This is a genomic window from Pseudonocardia sp. (assembly GCF_025965585.1).
Classification (GTDB): Bacteria; Actinomycetota; Actinomycetes; order Mycobacteriales; family Pseudonocardiaceae; genus Pseudonocardia.
On record NZ_JAOPWR010000221.1, the window covers coordinates 1 to 24,659 of the forward strand.

Here is a 24,659-nt window from a genome sequence, read left to right on the forward strand (position 1 = left end):
TGGTGCCACCCGCGCCGCTGACGGCCGCCGGGCTCGCCACGCCCTACCAGCTCTCGGCCACCGACCGCCGGGCCGGCGACTGCCACGAGGCGAACCCCAACCAGTCGGCGTTCGTCGAGGCCACGATCCTCGACCCGGCGACCGGCGCGCTGTCGATCTACCGACCCCTCGTGGTCGACGCCGGCACCCCCCCGGCCGCTCTCCCGCTGCCGCCCACGCTCCCCGCGAACGCGGCGGTGGGCGTGTGGTTCGGCTTCCAGGGCAACACCTTGACACTGCGCAACGCCGGCTCGTGCGTGAACGGCGCTCCGGGGTCGCCGTTCGGCGAGTTCGGGTACTGCGGCGCGCCCGCGTTCTTCGCCGCGGCGAACGCGGCCGTGCAGGCGAAGAAGATCACCGTGCCGTCGCCGGGGACCGCGCTCGACGGGCAGCCGTGCCCGACCACACGCGACTTCAGCGTGGTCGACCAGGACCAGAGCGACAACCTCACCACCACCTACGTCGCCCTGCCCGACGGGCGTACCGAGCAGAGCACGCCGGCCGCCACCGCTACGCGCGGCGCCACGACGCTGTCCAACGCCTCGGACAACGGGTTGCTCGTGTCGTTCGTCGACCCGGCGCTGGGCTGCCACCCGTTCACCGCGCCCGACACGACCGCGGGCGGGGCACCGTCCACCTCGCTCGCGCTGAACGAGCTGCAGGCGGCCGCGTTCCAGGGCGCACCCGTGGCCACCGTCCCGCCGAACGACCCGATGACGCTGATCGGCAACCGGCCGAGCGAAGCGAAGACGAACCTCTACCGCGCCGGGGTGAACATGGCCCCGCTCAACCCCGCCGTCGACACGAGCGCCGCGTACTGCTCGAACCTCGCGACGATCGCGCCGACGCGGCTCGCGCTCGACAAGCAGTGGACGAACGCAGTGCCCTCGCCCGACCCGGCCGCGGCGGCCACGCTGTTCGGGTTCCTCGCCCAGCGGCTGACCGCGTCGTGGACCAACCTCCGCTGCCACGGGGCCCCCCCGGTCGTCGCCGGGGCCCCGGCGACGAATACCGCGATGGGGACCGCGACGAGCGCCCCCACCACCACGGCGGCCCCCGCCACCACGTCCGCTCCCACCCCGCCGGCTCCCGACGCGGCGGCCACAGCGGCTTCGGCGGCTCCGGCCACGGGCGTCAACGGAATGCCCTCGACCGCGGCAGCTCCGGCGCCGATCACCGCACCCACCGCCAACAGCCAGACCGCACCTACGAACACCGGCGGCGGACAGACCGGACCGACGAACCCCGGCGCGGGGCAGGCCGGGAACGCGAACGCCACCGGTGGACAGACCGGACCGACGAACACCCGCGCGGGGCAGGCCGGGAACGCGAACGCCACCGGCGGACAGACCGGACACGCGAACGCCCGTCACTGACGGCGCGCCTAGAACCACCCCCCTCGGGCCGGTCGCCGGGAGTGCTCGATCCCCGGCGACCGGCCTACGGTGCCGTCATGCCCATCGCGCACCCGCCGTCCGAGACCGGCGCCCACCGGCCGGAGCTCTCGGTCAACCCGATCTTCACCCGCGAGCCTGTGCGGATCCCACGGTTCGAGCTCCCCGACGGCGAGCTCCACGCGGACGTCGCCTATCAGGTGGTGCACGACGAGCTCATGCTCGACGGCAACGCGCGCCTGAACCTGGCCACGTTCGTCACGACGTGGGCGGAGCCGCAGGCGCAGCAGCTGATGGCCGAGTCGTTCGACAAGAACATGATCGACAAGGACGAGTACCCCCGCACCGCCGACCTCGAGCAGCGCTGCGTCCGGATGCTCGCCGACCTCTGGCACGCACCCGACCCGGCGACCGCGATCGGCTGCTCGACGACCGGGTCCAGCGAGGCCTGCATGCTCGGCGGGCTCGCGCTCAAGAGGCGCTGGCAGCTGGCCCGGCGCGCGGCGGGGAAGCCGACGGACCGGCCCAACATCGTCATGGGCATCAACGTGCAGATCTGCTGGGACAAGTTCGCCAACTTCTTCGAGGTGGAGCCCCGGCTGGTCCCGATGGACGGCGACCGGCTGCACCTGGGCGCCGCCGAGGCCGTCGCGCAATGCGACGAGAACACGATCGGCGTGGTCGCGATCCTCGGCTCGACCTTCGACGGCAGCTACGAGCCGGTCTCGGAGATCTGCGCGGCGCTGGACGACCTGCAGGAACGGACCGGCCTGGACATCCCGGTGCACGTCGACGGCGCGTCGGGGGCGATGGTGGCCCCGTTCTGCGACCCGGACCTGGTGTGGGACTTCCGGCTGCCGCGCGTGGCATCGATCAACACCTCCGGGCACAAGTACGGGCTGGTCTACCCGGGCGTGGGCTGGGCACTCTGGCGCGACAGCGCGGCGCTGCCCGAGGAGCTCGTGTTCAAGGTCAACTACCTGGGCGGGGAGATGCCCACGTTCGCGCTGAACTTCTCCCGCCCCGGCGGCCAGGTCGTGGCGCAGTACTACAACTTCCTGCGCCTGGGCCGCGACGGCTTCCGGCGGGTGCAACAGACCTGCCGCGACGTCGCCACGTCGCTGTCGGGGCGGATCGCGCAGCTCGGCCCGTTCCGGCTGCTCACCGACGGCTCGCAGCTGCCGGTGTTCGCGTTCGTCGTCGACGGTGACCGGCCCTACTCCGTGTTCGACGTGTCGGCGGGCCTGCGCGAGGAGGGCTGGCTCGTGCCCGCGTACTCGTTCCCCGCGCACCGCGAGGACATCAAAGCGCTGCGCATCGTCGTCCGCAACGGGTTCTCCCACGACCTCGCCGACCTGCTGCTCGACGACCTGCGGCGCGTCCTCGACCGGCTGGAGAAGCAGTCCGCCCCGCAGCGCGGCGCGGAGTCGGCGTCGTTCTCGCACGGGACCCGGTAGTGCCACCCCCGGCGCTTACCTGATCCGAACACTGTCCGGACGGCCCACTGATCGTCGCCCAGCACTCTCGTTCCTGTCCGGCCGATGCGGCCGGGCCCGAGCGAGAAGAGGACGACGATGAACAGGACCCGCTGGATCGGTGGGATCGTGGCGACCGTTGCCACGGCCGGAGCACTGGCCGTGGGGAGCGGGACGGCGTTCGCCGACACCCCCGCGCCGACCCCGGCCCCCGCGCCCGGGTCGAACCAGAAGATCTGCACGGAACGCATCCCCGCGCTGCTGAAGAAGATCGACGGCGTCACCGCGAAGATCAACGGTGACGTGAGCACCAAGGGCTCGACGGCCTGGCTGCAGGCCAGGGAGGACAAGGCCCGCGCCGCCGGGCACACCGCGCTGGCGGACCTGATCCAGGCCCGCATCTCCAACCGGTCGCAACGGCTCACCGAGCTGGCGCAGGTCAAGACCGAGGTGCTGAAGGTGCAGAGCACGGACTGCGGATCCGGGTCGTGAGGACCGGGGCGAGGACGCAGGCGGCGCTCGTCGCGCTGATGGCCGTCGCGGGGCTGAGCCTCGTCGGGTGCGACCGCTCCACCGCGTCGTCCGCTCCCGCGGCGCCGGCGGCGAGCAGCAGCACCGCCGACCCCCTCGGCAGCCTCGAGGCCGGCGTCGACGCCATCTCCCGCCAGGTCGACTCCGATACCGCGGGGTGAGACCGGCACCGCCGGTGGGACGATCCGCGACGTGAACCCACCCGACGCGCGAGGGCTCGTCCTCGTGGTGGAGGACGACCGCGCGATCGCCGACCTCGTCGGTCTCTACCTACGCCGCGACGGCTTCGGCGTGCAGGTGGAGACCGACGGGGCGGCCGCGCTCGCCGCGATCCGCAGGCTGGCCCCGGTGGCGGTCGTGCTCGACGTCGGGCTGCCCGGCATGGACGGGGTCGAGGTCTGCCGGCGGATGCGTGCCGAGCAGGACTGGACACCCGTGCTGTTCGTGACCGCTCGCGACGACGAGGTCGACCGCATCCTCGGCCTGGAGATGGGTGCCGACGACTACATCACCAAGCCGTTCAGCCCGCGGGAGCTGGTGGCGCGCGTGCGCACCGTGCTGCGCCGGGCCGGGGGAACGCCCGGCCGCGAGGAGGTGCTGACGCTCGGCGGCGTGCAGGTCGACGTCGACCGCAGGCGGGTGCACGCGGGCGGGGCCGAGGTGGCGCTGACGTCCACCGAGTTCGACCTGCTCACCCACCTCGTCCGGGCGCCCGGACGGGTGTTCTCCCGGGAGCAGCTGCTGTCGGCGGTGTGGGGGTACACGGCGTCGGCGGGCACGCGCACCGTCGACGTGCACGTGGCCCAGCTGCGCGCGAAGCTCGGCGCGGCGAGCCCGATCCGCACGGTGCGCGGGGTCGGCTACGCGGCGGACGCGCCGTGAGCGCCGTCCCGGCCGGGCCGCCGCCGACGGTTCGCACGCGGCTCGTGGCACCGGCGGGCCGTCCCCGCCGGCGCGCGTCGCTGGCCTGGCGGGTGACGGCGAGCTGCCTGCTCGTCGCGCTCGTGGCCGTCGGCGTGGCCGCGCTGGTGTCGTTGCGGCTGGTCACGGCGACCGCTCGGCAGGTGACGCACGACGTGCTCGCCCAGCAGGCCGACGTGGTGGCCGCCCAGCTCGACGACTCCGGCGGGGCCGTGCGCAGCGTGCTCGGCCTCGGCAAGGTGGTGCAGGTCCTGGAGGGTCAGGACGTCGCGGTGGTCCCTCTGGGCGTCCGGCGCACAGCCGACGTGGACAAGGGCGTCGCCGCCGCCATCACCCGCTCGGGCGCGGCCCGGGCGCTGAGCGGCACGCCCGTGTCCGCCACCGTCGACGTCGGCGGCACCGTGTACCTGGTGGAGGCCCGGCCGGCAGGGACGGGCGCGTTCGCGCTGGTCCGGACGTCGGAGTCGGGGCCGATCGGCAGCGCCCTGCTCCGCCGCAACATCGGGTTCTCACTGCTCGCGGGTGTCGGGGTCGCGGTGCTCGTCGGCGTGGTCGTCGGCAGGCTGCTCGCGCGCCCGCTGCGGCGCACCGCGTCGGCCGCGCACCTGCTGCGCAGCGGGCGGCGCGACGTCCGGGTGCCCGTGGAGGGGCCCGTCGAGGTGGCAGAGGTGGCGGGCGCCGTCAACGAGCTCGCCGACGCGCTGGCCCGCAGCGAGGCGCGGCAGCGGGAGTTCCTGCTGTCGGTGTCGCACGAGCTGCGCACACCGCTCACCGCGGTTCGCGGGTTCGCCGAGTCGCTCGCCGACGGCGTGGTGGACGGGACCGACGTCGCCCCCACGGGTGCGGTGATCCTGCGCGAGGCCCAGCGCCTCGACCGGCTCGTCAGCGACCTCATGGAGCTCGCCCGGCTGGAGGCCGACGACTTCGCGCTCGACCCGATGCCCGTGGACCTGACGGCGCTGGCCACCGAGGCCTCCGACGTGTGGCGGGCGCGCTGCCAGAGCGCCGGAGTCGCGTTCCGCCTGGTGACGCCGCCCGGCCCGGTGCTCGTCACGGCCGACCCGCGCCGGTTGCGCCAGGTGCTCGACGGCCTCGCCGAGAACGCCCTGCGCGTGACGCCGTCCGGTGCGCCGCTGGTGTTCGCGGTGCTCCCGGGCGCGTTGCAGATCCGTGACGGCGGCCCGGGCCTCGCCCCGGAGGACTACGCGGTGGTGTTCGAGCGCGGCGCGCTGCACGACCGCTACCACGGACACCGGCCCGTGGGCGTGGGCGGGATCGGGCTGGCCCTCGTGCACGGGCTCGTGACGCGGATGGGCGGCACGATCCGGGCGGAGCCGGCGGCCGAGGGCGGCGCGTGCTTCACCGTCGCGCTCGCGCCGGCGTGACCGCCGCCCGAGGGGCGCCCGACCTCAGAGCGTGATGGCCGTGCCGGGGACGGTGACCCTGCGGGCCGCCGGCGGCTGCGTCGCCGGGCCGGTGATCACCGATCCGTCGGCGACGGAGAACGTCGAGCCGTGGCAGGGGCAGCTGTTTCCTCCCGGGACCCTCCGGCACGACGGGCGCAGCCGGTCATGCGGCTCCACCGCCCGGCGCCGACAGGTAGGTGGTGGCGTCGTTCCCGGTGCCGTCCGTTGCGGCGCGGTCCCTCCTGGCACCGTCCCTCCCGGCACCGTCCCTCCCGCCGCTCGTCCGGCAGCCGTGGGCCGGGGCGTCCGCCCCGCGCGGCGTCGACCCGGTGGACCTGGATCCGGTGGCCGCCGTCCCTCCTCCGGACGTGCCGGGGGTCTCGGGGGCGCGGTGGCGGCCCACCCCGGTCCCGTGGGACGGGGCCAGCCGCAGGTGTGGCGCGGTGGACGCCCGCGCGGTCGGGCCGGCACCGTCCTCGGGAGCGGTGTCGTGCTCGGGGTCGGCTGCGTGCGCGGGCATGGCATCTCCTGCGGGGTCGGTGGATCGGGCGTCGGTGGTGGTCCCGGCGTCGGCGCCGGCCTTCGTGGGGGTTCTCAGGGCGTGCCGCGCGGTGGTCGGTGCCGGCGCGGCGGGGGGTGCGGGATGGGCGTGAGCCGGCCGGACGGCGGGCAGGGGGCCGGTGCGCGCCACGATGGAGGCCCCGGTCGGCGGGGCCTGGACGGTGGCACGCAGCGTCGGTTGGCGCACCTCCGCCGGTGGCTGGGTGGCCGTCGTCACCCCGGCACCCGCCCGGCCGGTCGGGGCCCCCGCCGGGGCACCGAGAGCGAAGCTGGCCGTCCCCCCGATCGCGCTGAGGTGGTCGACGGCGGAGCTCAGCCCGTCGTGCAGGGAGACGGGGAGCGCCGCGGCGACGGCGAGCCCGCCGGCGAGCTTGATGAACCGGGGTGTCGATAGGGCCATGCGTGAAAAAGTCCTGTCGGGATCGGGATGTGTCCTGGGTCGGTCCGGGGGGCACGTGGGGAGCGTGGTGGACCGGTGTCGCTCCCGCGCGACGTCCTCAGACCATCTGGAACTGTTCGGTGTGGATGCGGTGGGCCGGGACGTCGAGGGCGGTGATGGCCTCGCGGGTGCCCTCGACCATGGCCGTGGAACCGCAGATGAAGTAGTCGAGCTGGTTACGGCGGAACGCTCCCGGGAGCAGCGCGTCCAGCAGCTGCGGCGTGATGCGGCCGGTCGCACCCTGCCAGCCCTCGGGTGGGCGGCTGAGGACCTCGGTGACGGTGAGCGGGATCCTCGCCGCGATCGCGGCGAGCTCGTCGCGGAAGAGCAGGTCCTCGACGTGGCGGGCCGCCACGATCAGGCGGTGCGGGCGCCTGTCTCCGCGGTCGGCAAGCGTGCGCAGCATGCTCATCATCGGGGTGATCCCGACCCCGCCGGCGACGAGGACGAGGCCCGAGGTCCGGAGGTGGTCGACACTGAACGTGCCGTGCGGACCGTCCAGCCAGACCGAGCGGCCGGGTTCGAGCTCACGCAGCGCCGTGGTGAACGCCCCGATGTGGCTGACGGTGAACTCGACCCGGCCGGGCCGGGCCGCGGAGGCGATGGTGAACGGGTGCTCCTCCGGGAACAACGCCCAGCGGTGCAGCCGGATCCAGGCGAACTGGCCCGGGGCGTAGGCGACGGGTCGATAGCCCCATGAGTGCCGGGCCCGGCGCGGCTCGAGCACCAGCGTGCTGACCGTCGGGCTCTCCGGGCGGATCCCGAGCACCACGAACTCCGCTCGGCCGTGCAGCAGCGGCCGCAGCACCCAGCGGTACGCCGCGCACAGCAGCACCGCGGTGGCGAGGCCGACGAACCACGCGCGCATCGCGGCATCACGGATCATGTGGTTGAGCCACCACACGTGCAGCGCGGTGAGCACGAGCGCGGCGGCGGCCAGTCCGCGGTGCACCCTGCGCCACCACTTGTAGCCCGTCCGCAGCCTGCGCCGGAGCACCGTCAACGCGACGATCAGAACCATCGCACCGGTGGCGAGCGTGGCCGCCCGACCGGCGGGCGGGGCGTGCAGCAGGTCGAGACGGGCCAGGTTGGCGGGGTTGCCGACGACCACGAACACGACATGGGCGAGCACGAGGGTGACGGTCATCATCCCGAGGTAGCGGTGGCCGCCGAGAACCTTCTCGATCCCCAGCGCGCGGGTCAGCGAGCGCATCCGCGCCGGGAGCACCACCGTCGCGGCGAGCGCCGAGGTGCCGAGCAGCCCGAACTCCACCGCGAGCCGGAGGAGCACGTTCTCGTGGCCACCCACGCCGATGCTCAGCCAGAGGGGAACTGCGAGCGCCGCGGCGAACGCCGCCGCCCACCAGCCCCGCACCAACCGTTGTCGCATGACTCGAATCTAGGAACCGGCCTGTTGCGGTGGTTGCGATCCTGAGAGGCCCGACCGACGAGCATCCGCTCCCGCGGGCTCAGCGGTCGGGACGCTGCCGGATGCCGGGCCACCTGCGCCGAACGCCCGAATTCCGTCCTCAGGAACTCTCACGGGTCTCCGGTGAGCGGCGCGTGGACACTCGTCTCACAGATCGCAGGCCTTGTCGACGATGCCAGCCCGCTCGAGCGCCCGCATCGCGAGCTCCACGTCGTCCTTGCTCCACCCACGCTGCACCACGCGCCAGGTGGGCGCGTGGTGCAGCCGTCCCATGAGGACGTCGTTGAGAACGGTGGTGCGGCGCGCGAGGTCGAAGCTCCGGAAGACCATGCCGATCCCGCTCCGCAGTTCGCGGAGCTCGGAACCACGCGTGGCAGGCAGCCTCCGGTCACCCCTGAGAGTGGGGCTTCACGGTCGCTCGATTGCGCAGCCTTTAGTGTCGCGCTCGTGAACAGGCCGGTCGTCGATCCAGGGATGCCCACCCGCCCCATCGCGCGCACCCCGCCACGCAGCTCCCCACCGCCCCGCACCGCCGCCCCGGCGCGCCGCCGTCGGGGGACGGTGCTCCGCTCGGTCATGGCGGTGGTGTCAGCGCTCGTGCTCCTGGTGACCGGCGTGGTCTGGAGCCAGTACCAGAACCTGTCCGACGGGCTGCGCCGCTCCGCCGCGCTCGATGCAGGCGAGGGCACGTCCACGGGGGGCGACACCAACATCCTCGTCATGGGGCTGGACAGCAGGCTCGACGAGAACGGCAACCCGCTCCCGGCCGCGATCTACGACGCGATGCACACGGGCGCGTCCGACGTCGGCGGCTACAACGCGAACGTGCTGATCCTGCTGCACGTGCCGGCGAACGGGGGCAAAGCCACGGCGATGTCCATTCCGCGCGACGACTACGTGTCGCTGGCCGGCGCACCCGACGGGCAGTCCAAGGGCAAGATCAAGCAGGCCTACGGGCTGGCATTCGACCAGGAGCACAAGCAGCTGGTGGCGCAGGGCGTCACCGACACGGCGACGCTGGAACAGCGCAGCCGCGACGCCGGGCGCACCGCCGAGATCGCCACGGTCCGACAGTTCCTGGGCGGCGTCCCGGTGGACCACTTCGTCGAGGTGACGATGGTGGCCTTCTACCAGCTCGCGCAGGTGGTCGCGCCGATCACGGTGTGCCTGAACGAGAACACCCAGGACAGCTACTCGGGCGCGAACTTCCACCAGGGCTACCAGCAGCTCGACGCGGCGCAGGCGCTGGCGTTCGTGCGCCAGCGCCGCGACAACGTCCACCCCTCGCTGAACTTCACCGACCTCGACCGCGAGCGTCGCCAGCAGGCGTTCATCGCCTCGCTCGCCTACCAGCTCAAGCAGGCAGGCACGATCACCGACCCCGCCAAGCTGCAGGGGCTGCTCGACGTCGCGAAGCAGAACATCGCCGTCGACGACAAGCTGGACCTCCTGCAGTTCGCCCAGCAGGCGTCCGGGCTCGCGGGCGGCAACGTCTCGTTCACGACGCTGCCGATCGAGAAGTTCGGCCAGGACCCCGCGGGCGAGGACGTCAACATCGTCGACGTCGCGCAGGTGCAGGCCGACGTCGCGCGCCTGCTCGGCACGGCCCCCGCTCCCACGACCGCGCCGGCGGCGCCGCCCGCCCCGCTCGACACGGTGGACGTCCTCAACGGCACCGGCCGCACGGGGCTGGCCGCGTCGGTGTCGCAGAAGCTGACAGGCGACGGCTACCCGGCCGGGACCACGGGCAACAGCTCCCACAAGGGCTCCACCACGGTCGTCCACTACCCGGCCGGGGACTCGGCCGCGGCGAGCGCACTCGCCGGGGTGCTCGGCACATCGCACACGATGCAGGACGACACGGCCGGCAGCGGCCACCTCGAGGTCGTGCTGGGCACCGGGTTCTCCCTGCAGGCCATGGCGGCCACGAGCGCCGCGCCGGCAACGAGCGCCGCGCCGGCTACGAGCGCCCCGACCCCCGACCCCGGTTCCGCCCTGGACAGCATCTCCGGCGGGGGCATCCCGTGCGTGAAATGACCAGATCGCCCTTTCCGAACGAATTCGGTTAAGAGAAGGCAAAGCATTCCGGGTGCCGACCACGACGTTTTCCGGTGCCGTTAGTGTGCTTTCCGATGAGCAACCTGTCGTGGCTGGAAGCGATCGTCATCGGCGGTCTGCAGGGCGTGGCCGAACTCTTCCCCGTGTCCAGCCTCGGGCACAGCATCCTGATCCCGGCCGTGATCGGCGGGAGCTGGGCGCGCGACCTCGACGTCACCTCGCCGGAGTCGCCGTACCTCGCGTTCGTCGTCGGGCTGCACGTGGCCACGGCGCTCGCCCTGGTGATCTACTTCTGGAAGGACTGGGTGCGGATCGTCCGCGGCCTGGTCACCAGCATCGCCCGGCGCGAGGTCACCGAGCCCGACCAGCGGCTGGCCTGGATGCTCGTGCTCGCCACCATCCCGGTGGGACTCGCGGGCCTGCTGCTGGAGAAGGTGTTCCGCACCTACCTCAGCCACCCGATCCCCACGGCCGCCTTCCTCGCGCTCAACGGCGTGCTGCTGCTCGTCGGCGACCAGCTGCGGCGCCGGGCCGACGCGCGCGAGCCGGAGATGGCCACCGAGGTGTTGCCCGTCGTGCCGTCCGGCCGCGCCGCGCACCGCGCCGTCGCCGAGGCCACGCCGGAGGAGGCCGCCGACCGCCGCCTCGCCCAGATCCCGATCGGCCGGGCCGTGTTCATCGGGGCGGCGCAGATCGCCGCGCTCGCGCCGGGCATCAGCCGCTCGGGCGCCACGATGGTGGCCGGTCTGACGAGGGGCCTCTCCCACGCCGACGCGGCCCGCTTCTCGTTCCTGCTGGCCACGCCCGTGATCATGGCGGCGGGCCTGCTCAAGGTCGGCGACCTCGCCGGCCCGCTGGGCGACGGCATCCGCCCCCAGATCCTCGTGGGCAGCCTGCTCTCGGGTGTGGGCGCGTACGTCTCGGTGCGGTTCCTGACGCGCTACTTCGAGACGCGCTCCCTGCGCCCGTTCGGCATCTACTGCATCGTGGCCGGCCTGGCGTGCATCATCTGGCTCCTGGTGCGCTGACCCCGCTACCGCCGCCCATGGTGGGTACTCGGCGGTCAGCCGCCGAGGAGCCGGTCCAAGGCCACGCGGGCGGCCGCGTCACGGGCCGCGATGCGGGTCAGGTCCTCGGCGAGGGCCTGCAGCCACTCGTCGATCGCGACGGAGCGCCTGCTGATCACGATGCCCCGCACGACCTGCCGCACCTGCGCCTCGACGCCGCCGCGGGCGCCCTCGTTCAGGGCCAGCTCGCGATCCTCGCCGTGCACCACCACCGATACCGCGCGGCCCTCGCGGCCGGCCATGCGGTCGGCGAGGCCACGCTTGTACTCGACCTGCACCATCCCGGGCGGGAGCGCATCGGCCAGCGTTCCGCTCAGCACGCGCGCGTAGGACTCGACGTCGGCCCGGTCGGATCGCAGGGTCGCCGCGAGCAGGTGGACATCCCCCATCGGACCCAGGCCGCTCGGCTCCATCGTCATGTCGGTCAGTGTGTCAGCGCCTCGTCAATCCGTCAGGGGGAGCACCAGTTGGGGCGTCGGGATGCGGTGGTCGGCGCGCAGCGGGCGCACGGCCGTGCCGATCGCGAAGAACTCCGTGGTGTGCCCGCCCCAGCGGTGCCCGTGCGAGCGCAGCTGCACCCCGACGATGCCCTCGGCGTGGAACTGCTCGGCCTCCGCCTGCATCCGGCTCATGGCCAGCTCGCGCGCGTCGTAGAGGGCCTCGGTGAACTGCGGCAGCTCCACGTTCTGCCCGATGTTGCCCATCGCCTGCCAGAACCGCTGGTGGGCGATGTGGTAGACGCACGTGCCCATGACCATGGCGAGCGGAGCGTAGCCGGCCTGGATGAGCGTCCAGAAGTCCTGCCCCGAGAGGTCGGACGTGAAGGGCTGGTTGCGGTTGTTGCGCCACGCCCCGCCCTCGGGTGTGGGGTGGTCGGACTTGACGGCCGTGCCCACGGCGATGAACTCGGCGAGGTCGGTACCGAACTCCTTGAACTCGATCTCCAGGCGCACCCCGACGATGCCGTCGGCGCCGAGCTGGTCGGCCTCGGCCTCCATGCGGCTCATCGCGAGCTCGCGGGCGTGGTACATCGCCTGCGAGAGCACGGTGAGCTCCTGGTTCTTGTTCCACCGGCCCATCTGGAACCCGACGTGGTAGATGCTCGATCCCAGCACCAGCCCGAGCGGCCGGAACCCTGCTTCGCGGACGAGCAGGAACTCGTTCACCGACAGGTCGGACGTGAACAGGCTCGTGGCCTGGCCGGGACGCATCTCGGCGAGGCGACGCATCGCGTCCTCGGGGATGCGCAGCTCGGACTGGTCGGCGGTCATGGGTGCTCCGGGCTCACTTGAGGGGGAGGAAGGTCAGGGTCCGTGACGGCGCGACGGTCCCGGTGTGGAAGCCGACGATCGCGGTGCCGAACACGGTGGCCTCGGCGACGTGGTCGCGGTGGTTGTCCGACGGCTCGATCTCCCACGCGTTCAGGGACATCCTGTCGACGATCGCGCCGTCCGCACCGGTGTCGCTGACGTGCCGGAGGAAGCGGGCGCGGGCGTCGGCGCGGGTGTGGGTGATCAGCTCGGTGTAACCCGCCACCTCGACGTTGCCCGATCCCCACGACGCCTGCTGGCGCGTGCGCCAGTCGTCGTGGCGGATGGCGACGGAGATGCCGAACACGAGGTCGGTGGGCATCCAACCGGCACCCATGAGCTTCGCGACGTCCTGACCGGGCAGGTGGGTGCTGAAGATCCGGCCGGGCCGGGCGGAGCCGCGGGCGCGGACGGCCGTGCCGAGCGCGGTGAACTCGCGGGCGCCGCCGTCCATGTGGCTCATGCGCAGGCCCACGCCGACGATGCCGTCGGCGCCGATCGTCCGCGCCTCCTGGGCCATGCGCCCCAACGCGGTGCCGTACCCGAGATCGAGGGCCTGGACGTACGGGGCGAAGCCGCTGAATCCCGACCGGTCCGACGACGTGACGGTGGTGCCGGGGCCCCAGACGCCGTACGCGCCGCAGCCGGCGTACCCGGCCCACCCGATCTTCTGGACCATCGAGCCCATGACCTCGCCGACGGGGTCGAACCCCACCACCTCGAGTCCTGCCGCGCCGGGCACCGTGAGCAGCGACGTCCACGCGCCGCCCTCGGCCGCGCGACGTGCCCGCTCGGCGGCGACAGGTGGCAGCCCCCGCCCGTCCCAGTCGGTCACCGTTCCGACACTAGCCCCGCCGCCGACGGGACGCTGCAGGAGATCGATGCAGGTCAGGACTATTCGGACACCGGTGACGAGGTGCCGTCCCCCAGCGGTCGCTGCACCCAGGCGACGTCGTGCCACGCGCCGTGCTTCCAGCCGATCCGCCGGAACACGCCGACCGGTTCGAACCCGAGCGCGCGGTGCAGCCCGGCGCTGGCGTCGTTGGGCAGCGTCATGCCGGCGACGGCCATCCGCAGGCCTCGATCGACCAGGCGCTCGAACAGCGCCTCGTAGAGCGCGCGCCCGGCGCCGGTGCGGCGCAGGCCGGCCTCCAGGTAGACGCTGACCTCGCACGACCACCGGTAGGCCGCCCGTTCCTTGTGGGGGGCGCCGTAGGCGTAGCCGACGACGCGGCCGGCGTCCTCCGCCACCACCCACGCGTGGGCCGCGGCGATCCGGGCGCGCAGCGCGTCGGCGTCCGGCGGGTCGGTCTCGAACGTGATCGCGGTGTCGGTGACGTAGGGCGCGTAGATCGCCGCGCAGACGCCGGCGTCGTGCGGGGTGGCGTCCCGGATCATGGGCCCGAACGTAGCGGGACAGTTCAGACCGACACCACCGGTGCCGCCGCACCCGCGGCCGCCGGCCCGCGCACGTGGCTCCACACCGTCCAGCGGGCGAGACAGCGCTCCCAGACCGGCTCGCCCTCGCCGTCGAGGGCGTTGTCCTGCCCGACCGTCTCGTCCGACGCCTCGGGGCGGCCGGAGCATCCCGCGTGCCGCTCGTCGCTCGTCGGGGTTCGTTCGTCCTGTTCGACCGCCTTGTCCGCGGCGTCCGGGCCGTGGGTTGCCTAGCGTCGCTCTCGGATCGATGACGGCACGGTCACGAACAGGGCACGGGACTCCCCACCCGCCGGCTCCCCCGAGCCGGGGTCCTCCCGGGCCGTCGATCCGGAAGGCAGGTCGTGGCTCGGCATCGCTCCCCCCGGGGCCGACGCGCACACCCCCTTCCGACGTCCGTGGCCCCCGGCCGCGCGACGGCGGACGGTGGCGCGCACCGGTCCGTCCCCACCCCCCTCAAGCGGGGCACCGCGGTCATCGCCGTCGCCGGTGGTGCGCTGTCCCTGACGGGCGCGGCCGGTGCGCCGCCGACCGTCATCGCGCCCGCGGCGCTGTCACTGCCGACGTCACTGCCGACGTCACCGCCGACATCGCTGCCGACATCGCTGCCGGCCGAGGCACCCGCGGCACTGGAACCGTCGGTCGTGCCGGTGGTGCCGGAGCCCGACGTCGTCGACGCCACACGCCTGGTGGCCACCGTGCAGCGAATCGAGCGCCAGCTGGCCGAGGCGCGGGCCGCGGCCGAGCGGAAGGCCGCCGAGGCACGGAAGGCGGCCGCGGCCGAGAAGGCCCGCGCGGAGGCCGCCGTCGCCGACTGCGGGCTCGACCTCTCCGGCCTCGGCGCGGTGACGCGCGGCGCCCGCACGGCGGCGCAGTTCCTCGGCTGCCGGTTCGGCGAGCCCACGATGTACGGCCTCGCCGGCCGCGCCGGCACGTCGGACCACCCGTCGGGTAAGGCCCTGGACTTCATGGTCGACCCCGCTACGGGTGACCGCCTCGCCGCCTGCGCGCTGGAGAACATCGACGCCCTCGGCATCACCTACGTGATCTGGGAGCAACGCATCGACTACGGCAGCGGCTGGGAGCGGATGGAGGACCGCGGCGGCGCCACCGCGAACCACATGGACCACGTGCACGTCTCTTTCGGCTCCGGGGCCGGCGACGGACCACCCACAGCGTGCTGACCGACGTTCAACGCACCCAGAGTGACACAAGTCGTACGCAATGTGACCGATCGGACGTCTTGCGGTTAGTTTTCGCGCGTGTCCCGGCACCGCTCCCCCGGCCGCCCCGAGCATCACCCGGCCCGGCGCCATCCCGCCCGGCACAGCGCGACTCCCGCTGTGCACCGCGGGATCGCCGCCGCCGTGACGGGGGGTGTGCTGGCGGCGGCGCTGCCCGTCGTCGCCGTGACGAGCGCGCCCGCGGCCGGCACCGACACCGCCGCGCTCACGCTCACCTCCGACGCCGCAGCCGATGCCGCCTCCCGGGTGGCGAGCGTCGTGCCGGTCGGCCCCGTCGCCGACCCCGGACCGCCGGAGTTCAGCGTCAGCGGGCTGCTCAAGTCGGCCGGGCTCGCCGATGTCGCCCGCCGCGCCGCGGAGGAGGAGGCGGCCCGCGAGGGCTCGGCGGACTGCGACACCGACCTCGGCGCGCTCGGCCGCGTCAAGCCGTGGGTGCGCGACGCGGCCCGTTTCCTGGCGTGCCTCTACGGCGAGCCCGACCTCATCGGCGTGGCCGGCCGCGGCCGGCACTCCGACCACCCGTCCGGCCTCGCGATCGACTTCATGGTGCGCGGCGAGCGCGGAGACCGCCTCGCGGCGTGCGCGCTCGCGAACCGCGCGGCGTTGGGCATCAGCTACGTCATCTGGGAGCAACGCATCAACTACGGCGACGGCTGGGAGCGGATGCAGGACCGCGGCAGCGCCACCGAGAACCACGTCGACCACGTGCACGTGTCGTTCGAGCGCAGGCCCGGCACGGACGACCCGGTGGCGGCGCGCTGTTCGTAGCCGACCTCGCAGCGCCTGGTGCGCCGTCACAGGGCGCCGGCGGGCGGCGGGCGGCGGGCGGCGGGCGGCGGGACACCACACGCGCTGCGACGTGGGCCTTCGCCTCCGGTGAACATCCCGCTCCCGGTGAACACGGGGTCCGCGCGGCTCCTGACCGCCCTAGCGTCGGGGCACTCCCGACGAGAGGACGGCCCCATGCCGATGCCCACCGGAACCCGCGTGACCGCCGCAGCCCGCCCGCTCGGACCTGCCGCCGGCCCCACCACCCCAGCAGCTGCCCGGCCGCTCTACCCCCGCCCCCTGCAGCGCCCGGCGGTCCCACCGGCGCAGCCCTTCCCCCCTGCCGTCGGCGGGACGGCCCTGCAGGTCCCGTCCTCGGCGCCCGAGGTGGTGACCGAGCGTCTCCTGGACGAGCGCATCGTGTTGCTCGGCGGCGAGGTGGACGACGCCGTGGCCCACCGCGTCACCGCGCAGTTGCTGCTGCTCGCGGCCCAGGACCCGCACCGCGACATCACGCTCTACATCAACTCTCCCGGCGGCTCCATGACAGCGGGGATGGCGATCTACGACACGATGCAGCTCGTCACCCCCGACGTCGCGACGTGGGCGGTGGGCTTCGCAGCGTCGATGGGGCAGTTCCTGCTCTCGGCGGGCGCGCCGGGCAAGCGCCACGCCCTGCCGCACGCCCGGATCCTCCTGCACCAGCCCTCCGCCGGCATCGGCGGCGGCGCATCCGACATCGCCGTCCGCGCGGGCGTGTACGCGCAGATGAAGCAGGAGATCGCCGCGATCACCGCGCGGCACACCGGGCGGTCCGTGGAGACGATCACGGCCGACTCCGACCGCGACCACTGGTTCACCGCCGAGGAGGCCCGCGCCTACGGGCTCGTGGACCACGTCCCACAGCGCCGGCCGAAGAGAGATACCGTTCGGGCTCCCTGAGCTTCGGCCCCGAGCTTCTGCAATGTTGGAGAGCCCATGCGCGTCGGCGTGCTCACCGGTGGCGGCGACTGCCCCGGCCTGAACGCGGTCATCCGAGCGATCGTCCGGAAGGGCGTCCCGGAGTACGGCTACTCGTTCCTCGGTTTCCGTGACGGCTGGCGCGGCCCGCTCGAAGCCATGGCCAAGCCGCTCGACATCCCGGCGGTACGCGGCCTGCTGCCCCGGGGCGGCACGATCCTCGGCTCCTCGCGCACCAACCCGTTCGCGGTGGAGGGCGGCGTCGAGCGGATCCGGCGCAACCTGCAGAACCTCGGCGTCGACGCGCTGATCGCGATCGGCGGCGAGGACACGCTCGGCGTCGCGACGAAGCTGCACGAGATCGGCGTCAACGTCGTCGGGGTGCCGAAGACGATCGACAACGACCTCGCGGGCACCGACTACACGTTCGGCTTCGACACGGCCGTCAACATCGCGATGGAGGCCATCGACCGGCTGCACACCACCGCCGAGTCGCACCACCGCGCGCTGATCGTCGAGGTGATGGGCCGGCACGCCGGCTGGATCGCGCTGCACGCGGGCATGGCCGGTGGCGCCAACATCATCCTCATCCCCGAGGTGCGGTTCGACATCGAGCAGGTCTGCACGTGGGTCGAGTCGCGGTTCCAGCTGGACTACGCGCCGATCATCGTCGTCTCCGAGGGCGCGAAGCCGAAGGAGGGCCAGGAGTCCCTGCTGAACGGTGAGAAGGACGCGTTCGGGCACGCGCGGCTCGGCGGTATCGGTGACTGGGTGGGCCGCGAGATCGAGGCGCGCACCGGGAAGGAGGCGCGTACCACCGTGCTCGGGCACGTCCAGCGTGGCGGCACGCCCACCGCCCGCGACCGCTGGCTCGCCACTCGCTTCGGCCTGCACGCCATCGACGCCGTGCACGACGGCAACTGGGGGCAGATGGCGGCGCTGCGCGGCACCGAGATCGTCATGGTGCCGCTCGCGGAGGCGACGAAGGAGCTCAAGCTCGTCGACCCGACGCTGTACGCGGAGGCCGAGATCTTCTTCGGTTAGGCGAGCGCGCACGCGCGTCCACAGCGGCACCGGCAGAACCGGACTTCATCCGGCTGCAACAGTTCGGAAACGGATTGGTACGAGCCGATCGCCGATCATCGACACATGCCGGACGCGCACCAGCCCCGCCTCGCCCGTATCGCCTGCCATGCCGGCTGCCGCGCGGACACAGCCCGTCGCGCCCACCACGATCGGCTGCTCGCGGTGGAGACCGACCAGGACGCCGTCCTCGAGCTGTTCGACCTCGCCGTCACCTGGCACGAGCTCGAGTACTCCGACGAGGACATGGTGGCCCCGCATCGCTGGCTGGAGTTCGCCGAGCGGCACCGCTGGCAGGACCAGGACCGCGTGGCCCGCATCTTCGGCCTGGCCATCGACATCGCGATGCGCGCCCGGCCCGACGCCCCCGCGGCGCCGCTGAGCATGGCGGCGGGCTCGGGCATCTGTCCGACGCTGGTGCCGCCCACCCCGGCCTCGGCGCGCCCGACGCACCTGACGGTCGCCCGCCCCTGAGCCGGGCCGGTCGACCCGGCTCGCTCTCAGCGGGGCAGGCCCGTGACCCGGAACTCCTCCATGCGCATCACCGTGGCGCGCTCGCCGCCCGCGGTCACGGCCAGCTCGCCGCTCGCGTCCAGCGTGCCGACCACCGCGGCGGCCAGTTCCCGCTCCGCGAACGCCGCCAGGCACTCGTCCTCGCGCCCCGCGGGCACGCACAGCAGGAAGCCGAAGCTGGGGAAGCAGTTGAGCCAGCGCGTCAGCGGCACGCCGGCCGGGGTAGGAACCGCGTCGAGGTCGACGGTGACGCCGAGCCCGTCGCACTCCAGCAGCATCGCCAGCGAGCCGATGAGCCCGGCCATGCTGATGTCCTTGCTCGCCACACAGACGCCCTCGCCCGCGAGCCGGGACAACAGCCGGACGTCGCCGGCGCACCGCGACCCGCGCGCCTCGAACGCCGGGAAGAACGGGAAGTCGGGGCGCATCGCGCCGTCCAGCGCCGCGGCCACCACCAGCGACTGGCCGGGGGCCGCGTTCGTCACCGACAGCGGCGACGGCGCGTGCCCCACCCCGAACGCCGAGACGGCGGGCGTGCCGTCGTGGATGGTGAGGTGCCCGCCGATGATCGGCACGTCCAGCAGCGTGCAGGCCTCGCGCATGCCCTCGAGCACCGTCCGGGCCACCGCCTCGGACGCGACGACGGTGTCGACGACGCCCAGCGGCACAGCCCCCATCGCGGCGAGGTCGTTGACGTTCGTGAGCACCGCGGCGAAGCCGGCGCCGTGCGGGTCGGCCGCGACGAACGGCGGGAACACCGCCTCACCGCAGGCCACCACCCGGGTGCCCCCCGCGTCCACGACCGCCCCGTCGTCACCGGGGCCGCCGAGCCAGTCCGGGGCCGCCCCCAGCACCTCGCCGACCAGCCCGATCTCGGCCTTCGACCGCAGCCCGGGGTTGTCCAGCACGGAGGCGACGATGTCGGCCAGTGACTCCCTGGTCCCCGCCGTCATCCGCGCACCGTGAACCACACCGCGCTGGCCGGCTCCATGCCGGCGTTGCGCCACTCGTGCGGGCGGTCGGTCGGGTAGTGCAGCGTGTCGCCCGCGTCGAGGCGGTAATGCTCGCCCGCGACATCCACCTGCAATGCACCCTCCAGCACCAGCATCAACTCCTCACCGGGGCGCAGCGGGCGCGTGTCGCCGCTGCCGCCGCCGGGCTCGACCATCGCGTGCACTCCCCCTGCGCGGAAGCGGGCGTCCGGCGCAGCGAGCATCCGTCCCTCGACGCCGTACGCGGCCGGCGCCCAGTCGGGGGGCGTGGGGCTGTGGGCCTCGCCGCGCACGAGGGTGGCCACCGGCCGGGGACGGGAGCCGTCACCGACGAAGTGGGCGATCGGGCGATCGAGGGCACCGGCGAGCTTCAGCAGGGTGGTGATGGTGGGCACCATGTCGCTGCGCTCCACCTTGTGGATCGCCGCCGCCGACACCTCCGCCCGGGCCGCGAGCTGCTGCAACGACAGCCCGAGCGCCTGCCGGGCCTCCCGGACCTTCGGCCCGATGGCCCCGACGATCGGCTCCCACGCGTTCCGTTCGGCCGCCTCCACGTCCACCATCGTAGACAGACACACCCGATGGTGGACAGTGCAAGCCTCGGGCGAGCTAGACGATGCCCTGCCGCGTCGCCGTGTAGACGATCTCCGTGCGGCGCCGCACCTCGAGCTTGTCGCGCAGGTTGCGGACATGGAACTTGACCGTGGCCTCGCTGATCACGAGCCGGCGGCCGATCTCGCGGTTGGACATCCCGACGGCCAGCAGCCGCAGCACCTGGTTCTCGCGCTCGGTGAGCATCGCGCCGCCGAACGAGCGGGCGACGGGGCGGCCCTCGTCGCGCAGGACGTCGGTGACGATCGGGCCGACGGCCCCGGCCCCGTCCCGCCCGCGCGAGTCGAACACGCTCTCCCCGCGCAGCAGCGCGTGAACGGCACGGCTGATGTCGGCTGTCTCGGCGCCCTTGCGGACGTAGCCGTGCACGCCCAACCGCACGGTGCGCATCATGACCTCGCGGTCGCGGCAGCCGGTGAGCACCAGCACGCGCACGCCGCGGTGGCGCTCCAGCAGCATCCGGGCCAGCTCGACGCCCGCGGCGTCACCGCGGCCCAGATCGATGTCGAGCACCACGAGGTCGGGCGGGCAGCGGTCGGCGATGACGAGCGCGTCACGCGGCGAGCCGGCCTCCCCGATGACGGACAGGTCTGGATCGGAGGCGAAGAGCTGGCGCAGCCCGAAGCGGACGATGGCCTCGCCGTCGACGATGAGGAGCCGCGCGGTCCGCCGGAGAACGGGGGCCGGAGCGACGGCTCCGGGGTCGAGCGCGGGAGTGCAGGCGTCGAGTACGGCGTCAGTCGTCACGGGCAACCTCCCTGGGACGGTCGAGGATGATGATGGCCGCGACAGTAAGCGCCGTCACGTTGCCTGGACGTTGCACGCGCAAGAGGCGCGTCTTGCTGCAGGTGAACGGCTGGGCGATGATGGGCCGGTCCTGGGGGCAGTGACGCTCGGAGTGCTGATGAACAGACGTGGCGCACACGACCCGGTCGAGCATGCCCACCTCATGCACGAGGTCTACGACGCGGTGCTCGGTGGCGAGTCCCCGCCGGTCAGCCCGCGCTCCCTCGTGTCCGAGTCCTGGGAGCGCAGTCTCGCCGCCCACATCGACCCGGATCGGCTCACACCGCCCGCGGTAGTGGCCGACGCCGAACTGCCTGACCTGCGCAGCGCCCACCCGCTCAACGAGGTGATGCCGCTGCTGCGCAGCACGCTGGTCAGCATCGCCGACGAGGCCATGCACGTCATGCTCGTCACCGACGCCGACGGCACCATCCTGTGGCGCGAGGGCGCGGCGCGGCTGCTGCACGTCGCCGACTCCGTCGGGCTGTCCCCCGGCTCCCGGATGTCGGAGGACGCGATCGGCACCAACGCGATGGGCACCACGCTCGCCGTCGACGCCCCGGTGCAGATCCACTCCGCCGAGCACCTCGTCCGCAGCTTCCACGCCTGGACCTGCGCGGCCGCGCCCGTCCACGACCCCGACACGGGCCACATCCTCGGCGCCATCGACATCAGCGGGCCCCTGCACACGGTGCACCCGGCCATGGTGCAGCTGGTCTCGGCCACTGCGCAGCTCGCCGAGAACCAGCTCCGTGTGCGCCTGGCCATTGCCGACGAGCGGCTGCGCGTGCGCAACATGCCGCACCTGACGAGCCTGCGCGGCAACGTCGGCGCGCTCGTCACGCCCACCGGGCGCATCGTTGCCGGCGAGCCCTACGGCGCGTGGCCCATGCGCGTCGCGATGCCGGAGGCGGGCTCGGACCGCGTCCTGCTCGACGACGGCCGCGAGATGGTGCTGGAGCCGCTGAGCGAGGGCTTCCTCATGCGCGCACCGCGAGCAGGCGCTCCCGCAGCGCGGCGCAGTGCCCTGTCGCTGCGGTTCATGGGCGCGGGCGCGCCGGGCGTGGTGCTCAACGGGCGCTCGATCCCCCTGACCCTGCGTCCCGCCGAGCTGCTCACCGCGCTGGCTCTGCACCCCGACGGCCTCACCGCCGAGCGGCTGGCCCAGCTGCTCTACGGCGACGACGGCAACCCCACCACGGTGCGCGGCGAGATCCTGCGGCTGCGCGGGCTGATCGGCGCCGAGGTGCTGCGCACCCGTCCCTACCGCCTGGACGCACGCGTCGAGTCGGACTTCGACGCCGTGCGCAGAGCATTGCGGGCCGGCCGCCCCGCCGAGGCGCTGCACGCGTGCGGTGGGCCGCTGCTGCCCCGCTCCGACGCCCCGGAGATCCGCGAGCTCCGCGACGAGCTCGACGCGGGCCTGCGGCACGCCGTGCTCGACGTCGACGACCTCGACCTGCACGCCGCCTATGCCGCCCACCCGCTCGGGCGCGACGACCTCGAGGTGCACGACCGCCTCGTCGACGAGCTGCCGCCCGGCGACCCCCGCCGCCCGGAGCTGGTGGGCCGCCGCGCCCGCCTCCTCGCCGACGACTGAGAGCCCGCCCGGACCGACCGCCCCACAGCGGTGATCACGGGCTGATGGCGGTCACTCGCCGAGCTGGAGCGACCATCGACGCGGTGATCAGCGGCCGGGGGCCGTTTCGGCCAGTTCCTCGTAGATCCCCGCGTGGGCCGCCGCCGCCGCCTCCCAGGTGTAGGCCTTCACAGTCGCCTCGCCCTCCGCCCGGAGGCCCTCGCGCAGGGCGGTGTCGCCCAGGACCCGGCGCAGAGCAGCGGCCAGGGCGTCGGGGTCGCCCGCCGCGGGGAGCAGCGCGTTCACGCCGTCGGTGAGGTACTCGCCGAACACCTCGATGTCGCTGGCCACCACCGGCAGCCCCTGGCTCATCGCCTCGATCGTGACGAGCCCGAACCCTTCGACCACCGACGGGTAGCAGAGGACGTCGGCGGCGGCGTACCAGCCGCCCAGCTCGGCGTCGGTCACCGTGCCGACCTCCACCACGTCGACACCGGCGGTCAGCCCGAGCGACGGCAGCTCGGCGAGCGCCGCGTCGCGGTAGGGGGCGAAGTCCTGGAACGAGTGGCCGCCGACGATCACCAGCACCGGCCTCGGCAGCCCCGCCGCATCCGCGGAACGGCCCAGCTGCGCCAGCGCGCGGAACGCGACGACCGATCCCTTGCGCGGCTCGATCCCCCCGACGGCGAGCAGCAGCGGGCCGGCCGACGGACGCGGGGCGGGGACGGCGGCGGCGAAGCGGGCGGTGTCGACGGCGTTGGGCACCACGGTCGTCTCCACGCCGTGGTCGGCTCGCAGGATCCCGCGCCACTGCTCGCTGACGACGAGCACGCGGTCGGGCTCAACGATCGCGCGGCGCTGGCAGTCGATGAGCGCCTGTGTGGTGAAGTCGTCGACGTGGTGTGCGGTGCGGAGCACCCGGACCGGTGAGCCCGTGAGATCTCGCGCACGCAGCGCGGCGCTGGCGGCGATGCAGTCCTGGGCGTGCAGCACGTCGAACTCGTCGATGCGGGCGGCGATTGCCGCAGCCATCAGGTCGATGGACGCGAACACCCGCTGCCCCAGCGTCGTGCCGTCCCGCGCGGGGCCCTTGACCACGGTGTACGGCAGGTCGACGGGCCGGTAGAGCCCCTTCGCGGGGTCGCCGAGGGCGAGCAGGTGAACGGGCAGTCCGGCCCGGTGGAGGGCCTCACCGAGTCCGAGCGTGTGCACGTGGCCACCGCGCGGGGTGGTCGAGTGGCTGAGCAGGGCGACGCGTGCGGTCATGGGATACAGCTTGACACCAGCGCGCCCGGGGTTTCCTATAAGACACGATCGAACACTTCAGTGAACGGGGACGCGCATGACGGCGGTCGACGAGGGACGGACGAGCGAGAGCATCGCCGCGCTGATCATGGACCTGCAGAGCGTCGGTCTCCGACTGGAGACCACACTGGAGACCGCCCGCAAGGGCGGCGCGGGACCATCCGACTCCGGACTGCTCGGGATCGAGGGCGTACCCGTCACCGTGCCACCCAGCGACACCTCGCCCTACGCACTCCGCGCCGAAGACGACGGCCAGGGCATCTACCGCGACGGCATCAAGATCGCCTCCGTGGCCGGCACCGCCCGACCCCGGTTCTACGACCTCGAAACCGCCGACGGCGTGCCCTACCACCAGATCGCACTACTCCACCTGGACTCCCTCGCCTCCACCGTCGTACAAGCCTGCAACTACTGGGGCAACCCCGACCAGTGCGGCTTCTGCGGCATCGGACTCTCCCTCACCTCCGGCGCCACCATCGCGAAGAAAACCCCCCAGATGCTCGCCGAAGTCGCCCTCGCCGCCAAAGAACTCGACGGCGCGATCGACGCCACCCTCACCACCGGCTCCTCGATGGCCCCCGACCGCGGCGCCCTCTACGTCGCCACCTGCGGACACGCCGTCAAAGAAGCCGCCGGCCTACCCGTGGAAATCCAGTTCGAACCGCCCCGCGACCTCTCGGTGATCAACCAGGTCCTCGACATGGGCATCGACGCCCTCGGCATCCACATCGAGACCTTCGACCCCGCCGT

At 73.4% G+C, this 24,659-nt stretch carries 25 protein-coding genes and 1 pseudogene; 15 read left to right on the forward strand and 11 right to left on the reverse strand.

The window, feature by feature from the left end; translation table 11 throughout:
* From JWR81_RS14225 to JWR81_RS14250, 6 genes are all read left to right on the forward strand, one after another.
* On the forward strand, positions 1–1,415 hold a 1,415-nt coding region (locus JWR81_RS14225; protein WP_297651497.1), incomplete at its 5' end, for a hypothetical protein.
* 77 nt (positions 1,416–1,492) lie between these two features.
* The gene (locus JWR81_RS14230) at positions 1,493–2,890 is read left to right on the forward strand and encodes a glutamate decarboxylase (protein ID WP_297651499.1); all 1,398 of its coding nucleotides are present in this window, start codon (positions 1,493–1,495) and stop codon (positions 2,888–2,890) included.
* Between the two features lie 117 nt (positions 2,891–3,007).
* Positions 3,008–3,400 (forward strand): hypothetical protein, encoded by a 393-nt coding sequence (locus tag JWR81_RS14235; RefSeq protein ID WP_297651501.1) that lies wholly within the window; start codon positions 3,008–3,010, stop codon positions 3,398–3,400.
* Positions 3,397–3,600, forward strand: coding sequence for a hypothetical protein (locus JWR81_RS14240; RefSeq protein ID WP_297651502.1), 204 nt, complete (start codon positions 3,397–3,399; stop codon positions 3,598–3,600). The genes JWR81_RS14235 and JWR81_RS14240 overlap by 4 nt, the downstream gene beginning before the upstream one ends.
* Before the next feature lie 31 nt (positions 3,601–3,631).
* Positions 3,632–4,321, forward strand: a complete 690-nt coding sequence (locus tag JWR81_RS14245) for a response regulator transcription factor (protein WP_297651503.1) — start codon at positions 3,632–3,634, stop codon at positions 4,319–4,321.
* Positions 4,322–4,365: 44 nt separating this feature from the next.
* Positions 4,366–5,745 (forward strand): HAMP domain-containing sensor histidine kinase, encoded by a 1,380-nt coding sequence (locus JWR81_RS14250; RefSeq protein WP_297651540.1) that lies wholly within the window; start codon positions 4,366–4,368, stop codon positions 5,743–5,745.
* 184 nt (positions 5,746–5,929) lie between these two features.
* Here JWR81_RS14250 and JWR81_RS14255 read toward each other — a convergent pair whose 3' ends face one another.
* The 3 genes from JWR81_RS14255 to JWR81_RS14265 all read right to left on the reverse strand — a co-directional run bounded on the left by JWR81_RS14255 (position 5,930) and on the right by JWR81_RS14265 (position 8,525).
* The gene (locus tag JWR81_RS14255) at positions 5,930–6,727 is read right to left on the reverse strand and encodes a hypothetical protein (protein ID WP_297651504.1); all 798 of its coding nucleotides are present in this window, start codon (positions 6,725–6,727) and stop codon (positions 5,930–5,932) included.
* Positions 6,728–6,824: 97 nt separating this feature from the next.
* A complete protein-coding gene (locus JWR81_RS14260) occupies positions 6,825–8,156 on the reverse strand; it encodes a ferredoxin reductase family protein (RefSeq protein ID WP_297651506.1) in 1,332 nt (443 codons plus the stop codon).
* 186 nt (positions 8,157–8,342) lie between these two features.
* Positions 8,343–8,525: a hypothetical protein gene (locus JWR81_RS14265; RefSeq protein ID WP_297651508.1), complete on the reverse strand. Its 183-nt coding sequence runs from the start codon at positions 8,523–8,525 to the stop codon at positions 8,343–8,345.
* A 117-nt stretch (positions 8,526–8,642) separates the two neighbouring features.
* On the opposite strand from JWR81_RS14265, the gene JWR81_RS14270 reads away from it, so the two are divergent.
* Together JWR81_RS14270 and JWR81_RS14275 are read left to right on the forward strand one after the other, a co-directional pair.
* Positions 8,643–10,232, forward strand: a complete 1,590-nt coding sequence (locus JWR81_RS14270) for an LCP family protein (RefSeq protein ID WP_297651510.1) — start codon at positions 8,643–8,645, stop codon at positions 10,230–10,232.
* Between the two features lie 95 nt (positions 10,233–10,327).
* Entirely contained in the window at positions 10,328–11,281 is a 954-nt protein-coding gene (locus tag JWR81_RS14275; RefSeq protein ID WP_297651512.1) for an undecaprenyl-diphosphate phosphatase, read from the forward strand.
* Between the two features lie 35 nt (positions 11,282–11,316).
* Here JWR81_RS14275 and JWR81_RS14280 read toward each other — a convergent pair whose 3' ends face one another.
* Genes JWR81_RS14280 through JWR81_RS14295 form a run of 4 tightly spaced genes read right to left on the reverse strand, consistent with a single transcriptional unit; the run spans position 11,317 to position 14,028 of the window.
* Positions 11,317–11,739, reverse strand: coding sequence for a hypothetical protein (locus JWR81_RS14280; protein WP_297651514.1), 423 nt, complete (start codon positions 11,737–11,739; stop codon positions 11,317–11,319).
* 24 nt (positions 11,740–11,763) lie between these two features.
* On the reverse strand, positions 11,764–12,591 hold the full coding sequence (locus JWR81_RS14285; protein WP_297651516.1) for a heavy metal-binding domain-containing protein: 828 nt from the start codon (positions 12,589–12,591) through the stop codon (positions 11,764–11,766).
* Between the two features lie 13 nt (positions 12,592–12,604).
* A complete protein-coding gene (locus JWR81_RS14290; RefSeq protein ID WP_297651518.1) occupies positions 12,605–13,465 on the reverse strand; it encodes a heavy metal-binding domain-containing protein in 861 nt (286 codons plus the stop codon).
* A 59-nt stretch (positions 13,466–13,524) separates the two neighbouring features.
* Positions 13,525–14,028: a GNAT family N-acetyltransferase gene (locus JWR81_RS14295; RefSeq protein WP_297651520.1), complete on the reverse strand. Its 504-nt coding sequence runs from the start codon at positions 14,026–14,028 to the stop codon at positions 13,525–13,527.
* Positions 14,029–14,465: 437 nt separating this feature from the next.
* On the opposite strand from JWR81_RS14295, the gene JWR81_RS14300 reads away from it, so the two are divergent.
* The 5 genes from JWR81_RS14300 to JWR81_RS14320 all read left to right on the forward strand — a co-directional run bounded on the left by JWR81_RS14300 (position 14,466) and on the right by JWR81_RS14320 (position 18,596).
* On the forward strand, positions 14,466–15,251 hold the full coding sequence (locus JWR81_RS14300; protein ID WP_297651522.1) for a hypothetical protein: 786 nt from the start codon (positions 14,466–14,468) through the stop codon (positions 15,249–15,251).
* A 78-nt stretch (positions 15,252–15,329) separates the two neighbouring features.
* Positions 15,330–16,079, forward strand: coding sequence for a hypothetical protein (locus JWR81_RS14305; protein ID WP_297651524.1), 750 nt, complete (start codon positions 15,330–15,332; stop codon positions 16,077–16,079).
* Positions 16,080–16,439: 360 nt separating this feature from the next.
* Positions 16,440–17,021 carry an ATP-dependent Clp protease proteolytic subunit gene (locus JWR81_RS14310; RefSeq protein ID WP_367278796.1) on the forward strand — a complete coding sequence of 194 codons (582 nt, stop codon included), beginning with the start codon at positions 16,440–16,442 and terminating at the stop codon, positions 17,019–17,021.
* A gap of 36 nt (positions 17,022–17,057) precedes the next feature.
* Positions 17,058–18,083: a 6-phosphofructokinase gene (locus JWR81_RS14315; RefSeq protein WP_297651526.1), complete on the forward strand. Its 1,026-nt coding sequence runs from the start codon at positions 17,058–17,060 to the stop codon at positions 18,081–18,083.
* 105 nt (positions 18,084–18,188) lie between these two features.
* Entirely contained in the window at positions 18,189–18,596 is a 408-nt protein-coding gene (locus tag JWR81_RS14320) for a hypothetical protein (protein ID WP_297651528.1), read from the forward strand.
* A gap of 26 nt (positions 18,597–18,622) precedes the next feature.
* On the opposite strand, the gene JWR81_RS14325 is transcribed toward JWR81_RS14320, so the two are convergent.
* The 3 genes from JWR81_RS14325 to JWR81_RS14335 are packed head-to-tail and all read right to left on the reverse strand — an operon-like array spanning position 18,623 to position 20,986.
* A complete protein-coding gene (locus JWR81_RS14325; protein WP_297651530.1) occupies positions 18,623–19,588 on the reverse strand; it encodes an AIR synthase related protein in 966 nt (321 codons plus the stop codon).
* Positions 19,585–20,181 carry a cupin domain-containing protein gene (locus JWR81_RS14330; RefSeq protein ID WP_297651532.1) on the reverse strand — a complete coding sequence of 199 codons (597 nt, stop codon included), beginning with the start codon at positions 20,179–20,181 and terminating at the stop codon, positions 19,585–19,587. The genes JWR81_RS14325 and JWR81_RS14330 overlap by 4 nt, the downstream gene beginning before the upstream one ends.
* A 55-nt stretch (positions 20,182–20,236) precedes the next feature.
* Complete coding sequence (locus tag JWR81_RS14335; RefSeq protein WP_297651534.1) at positions 20,237–20,986, reverse strand: response regulator transcription factor; 750 nt, start codon at positions 20,984–20,986, stop codon at positions 20,237–20,239.
* 157 nt (positions 20,987–21,143) lie between these two features.
* Between JWR81_RS14335 and JWR81_RS14340 the strand changes: the two genes are divergently transcribed.
* Complete coding sequence (locus JWR81_RS14340; protein WP_297651536.1) at positions 21,144–22,625, forward strand: helix-turn-helix domain-containing protein; 1,482 nt, start codon at positions 21,144–21,146, stop codon at positions 22,623–22,625.
* A gap of 87 nt (positions 22,626–22,712) precedes the next feature.
* Here JWR81_RS14340 and JWR81_RS14345 read toward each other — a convergent pair whose 3' ends face one another.
* Entirely contained in the window at positions 22,713–23,870 is a 1,158-nt protein-coding gene (locus JWR81_RS14345) for an MSMEG_0565 family glycosyltransferase (RefSeq protein WP_297651538.1), read from the reverse strand.
* 76 nt (positions 23,871–23,946) lie between these two features.
* Here JWR81_RS14345 and JWR81_RS14350 point away from each other — a divergent pair.
* Positions 23,947–24,659, forward strand: a pseudogene (locus JWR81_RS14350) (radical SAM protein); the annotation flags it as partial.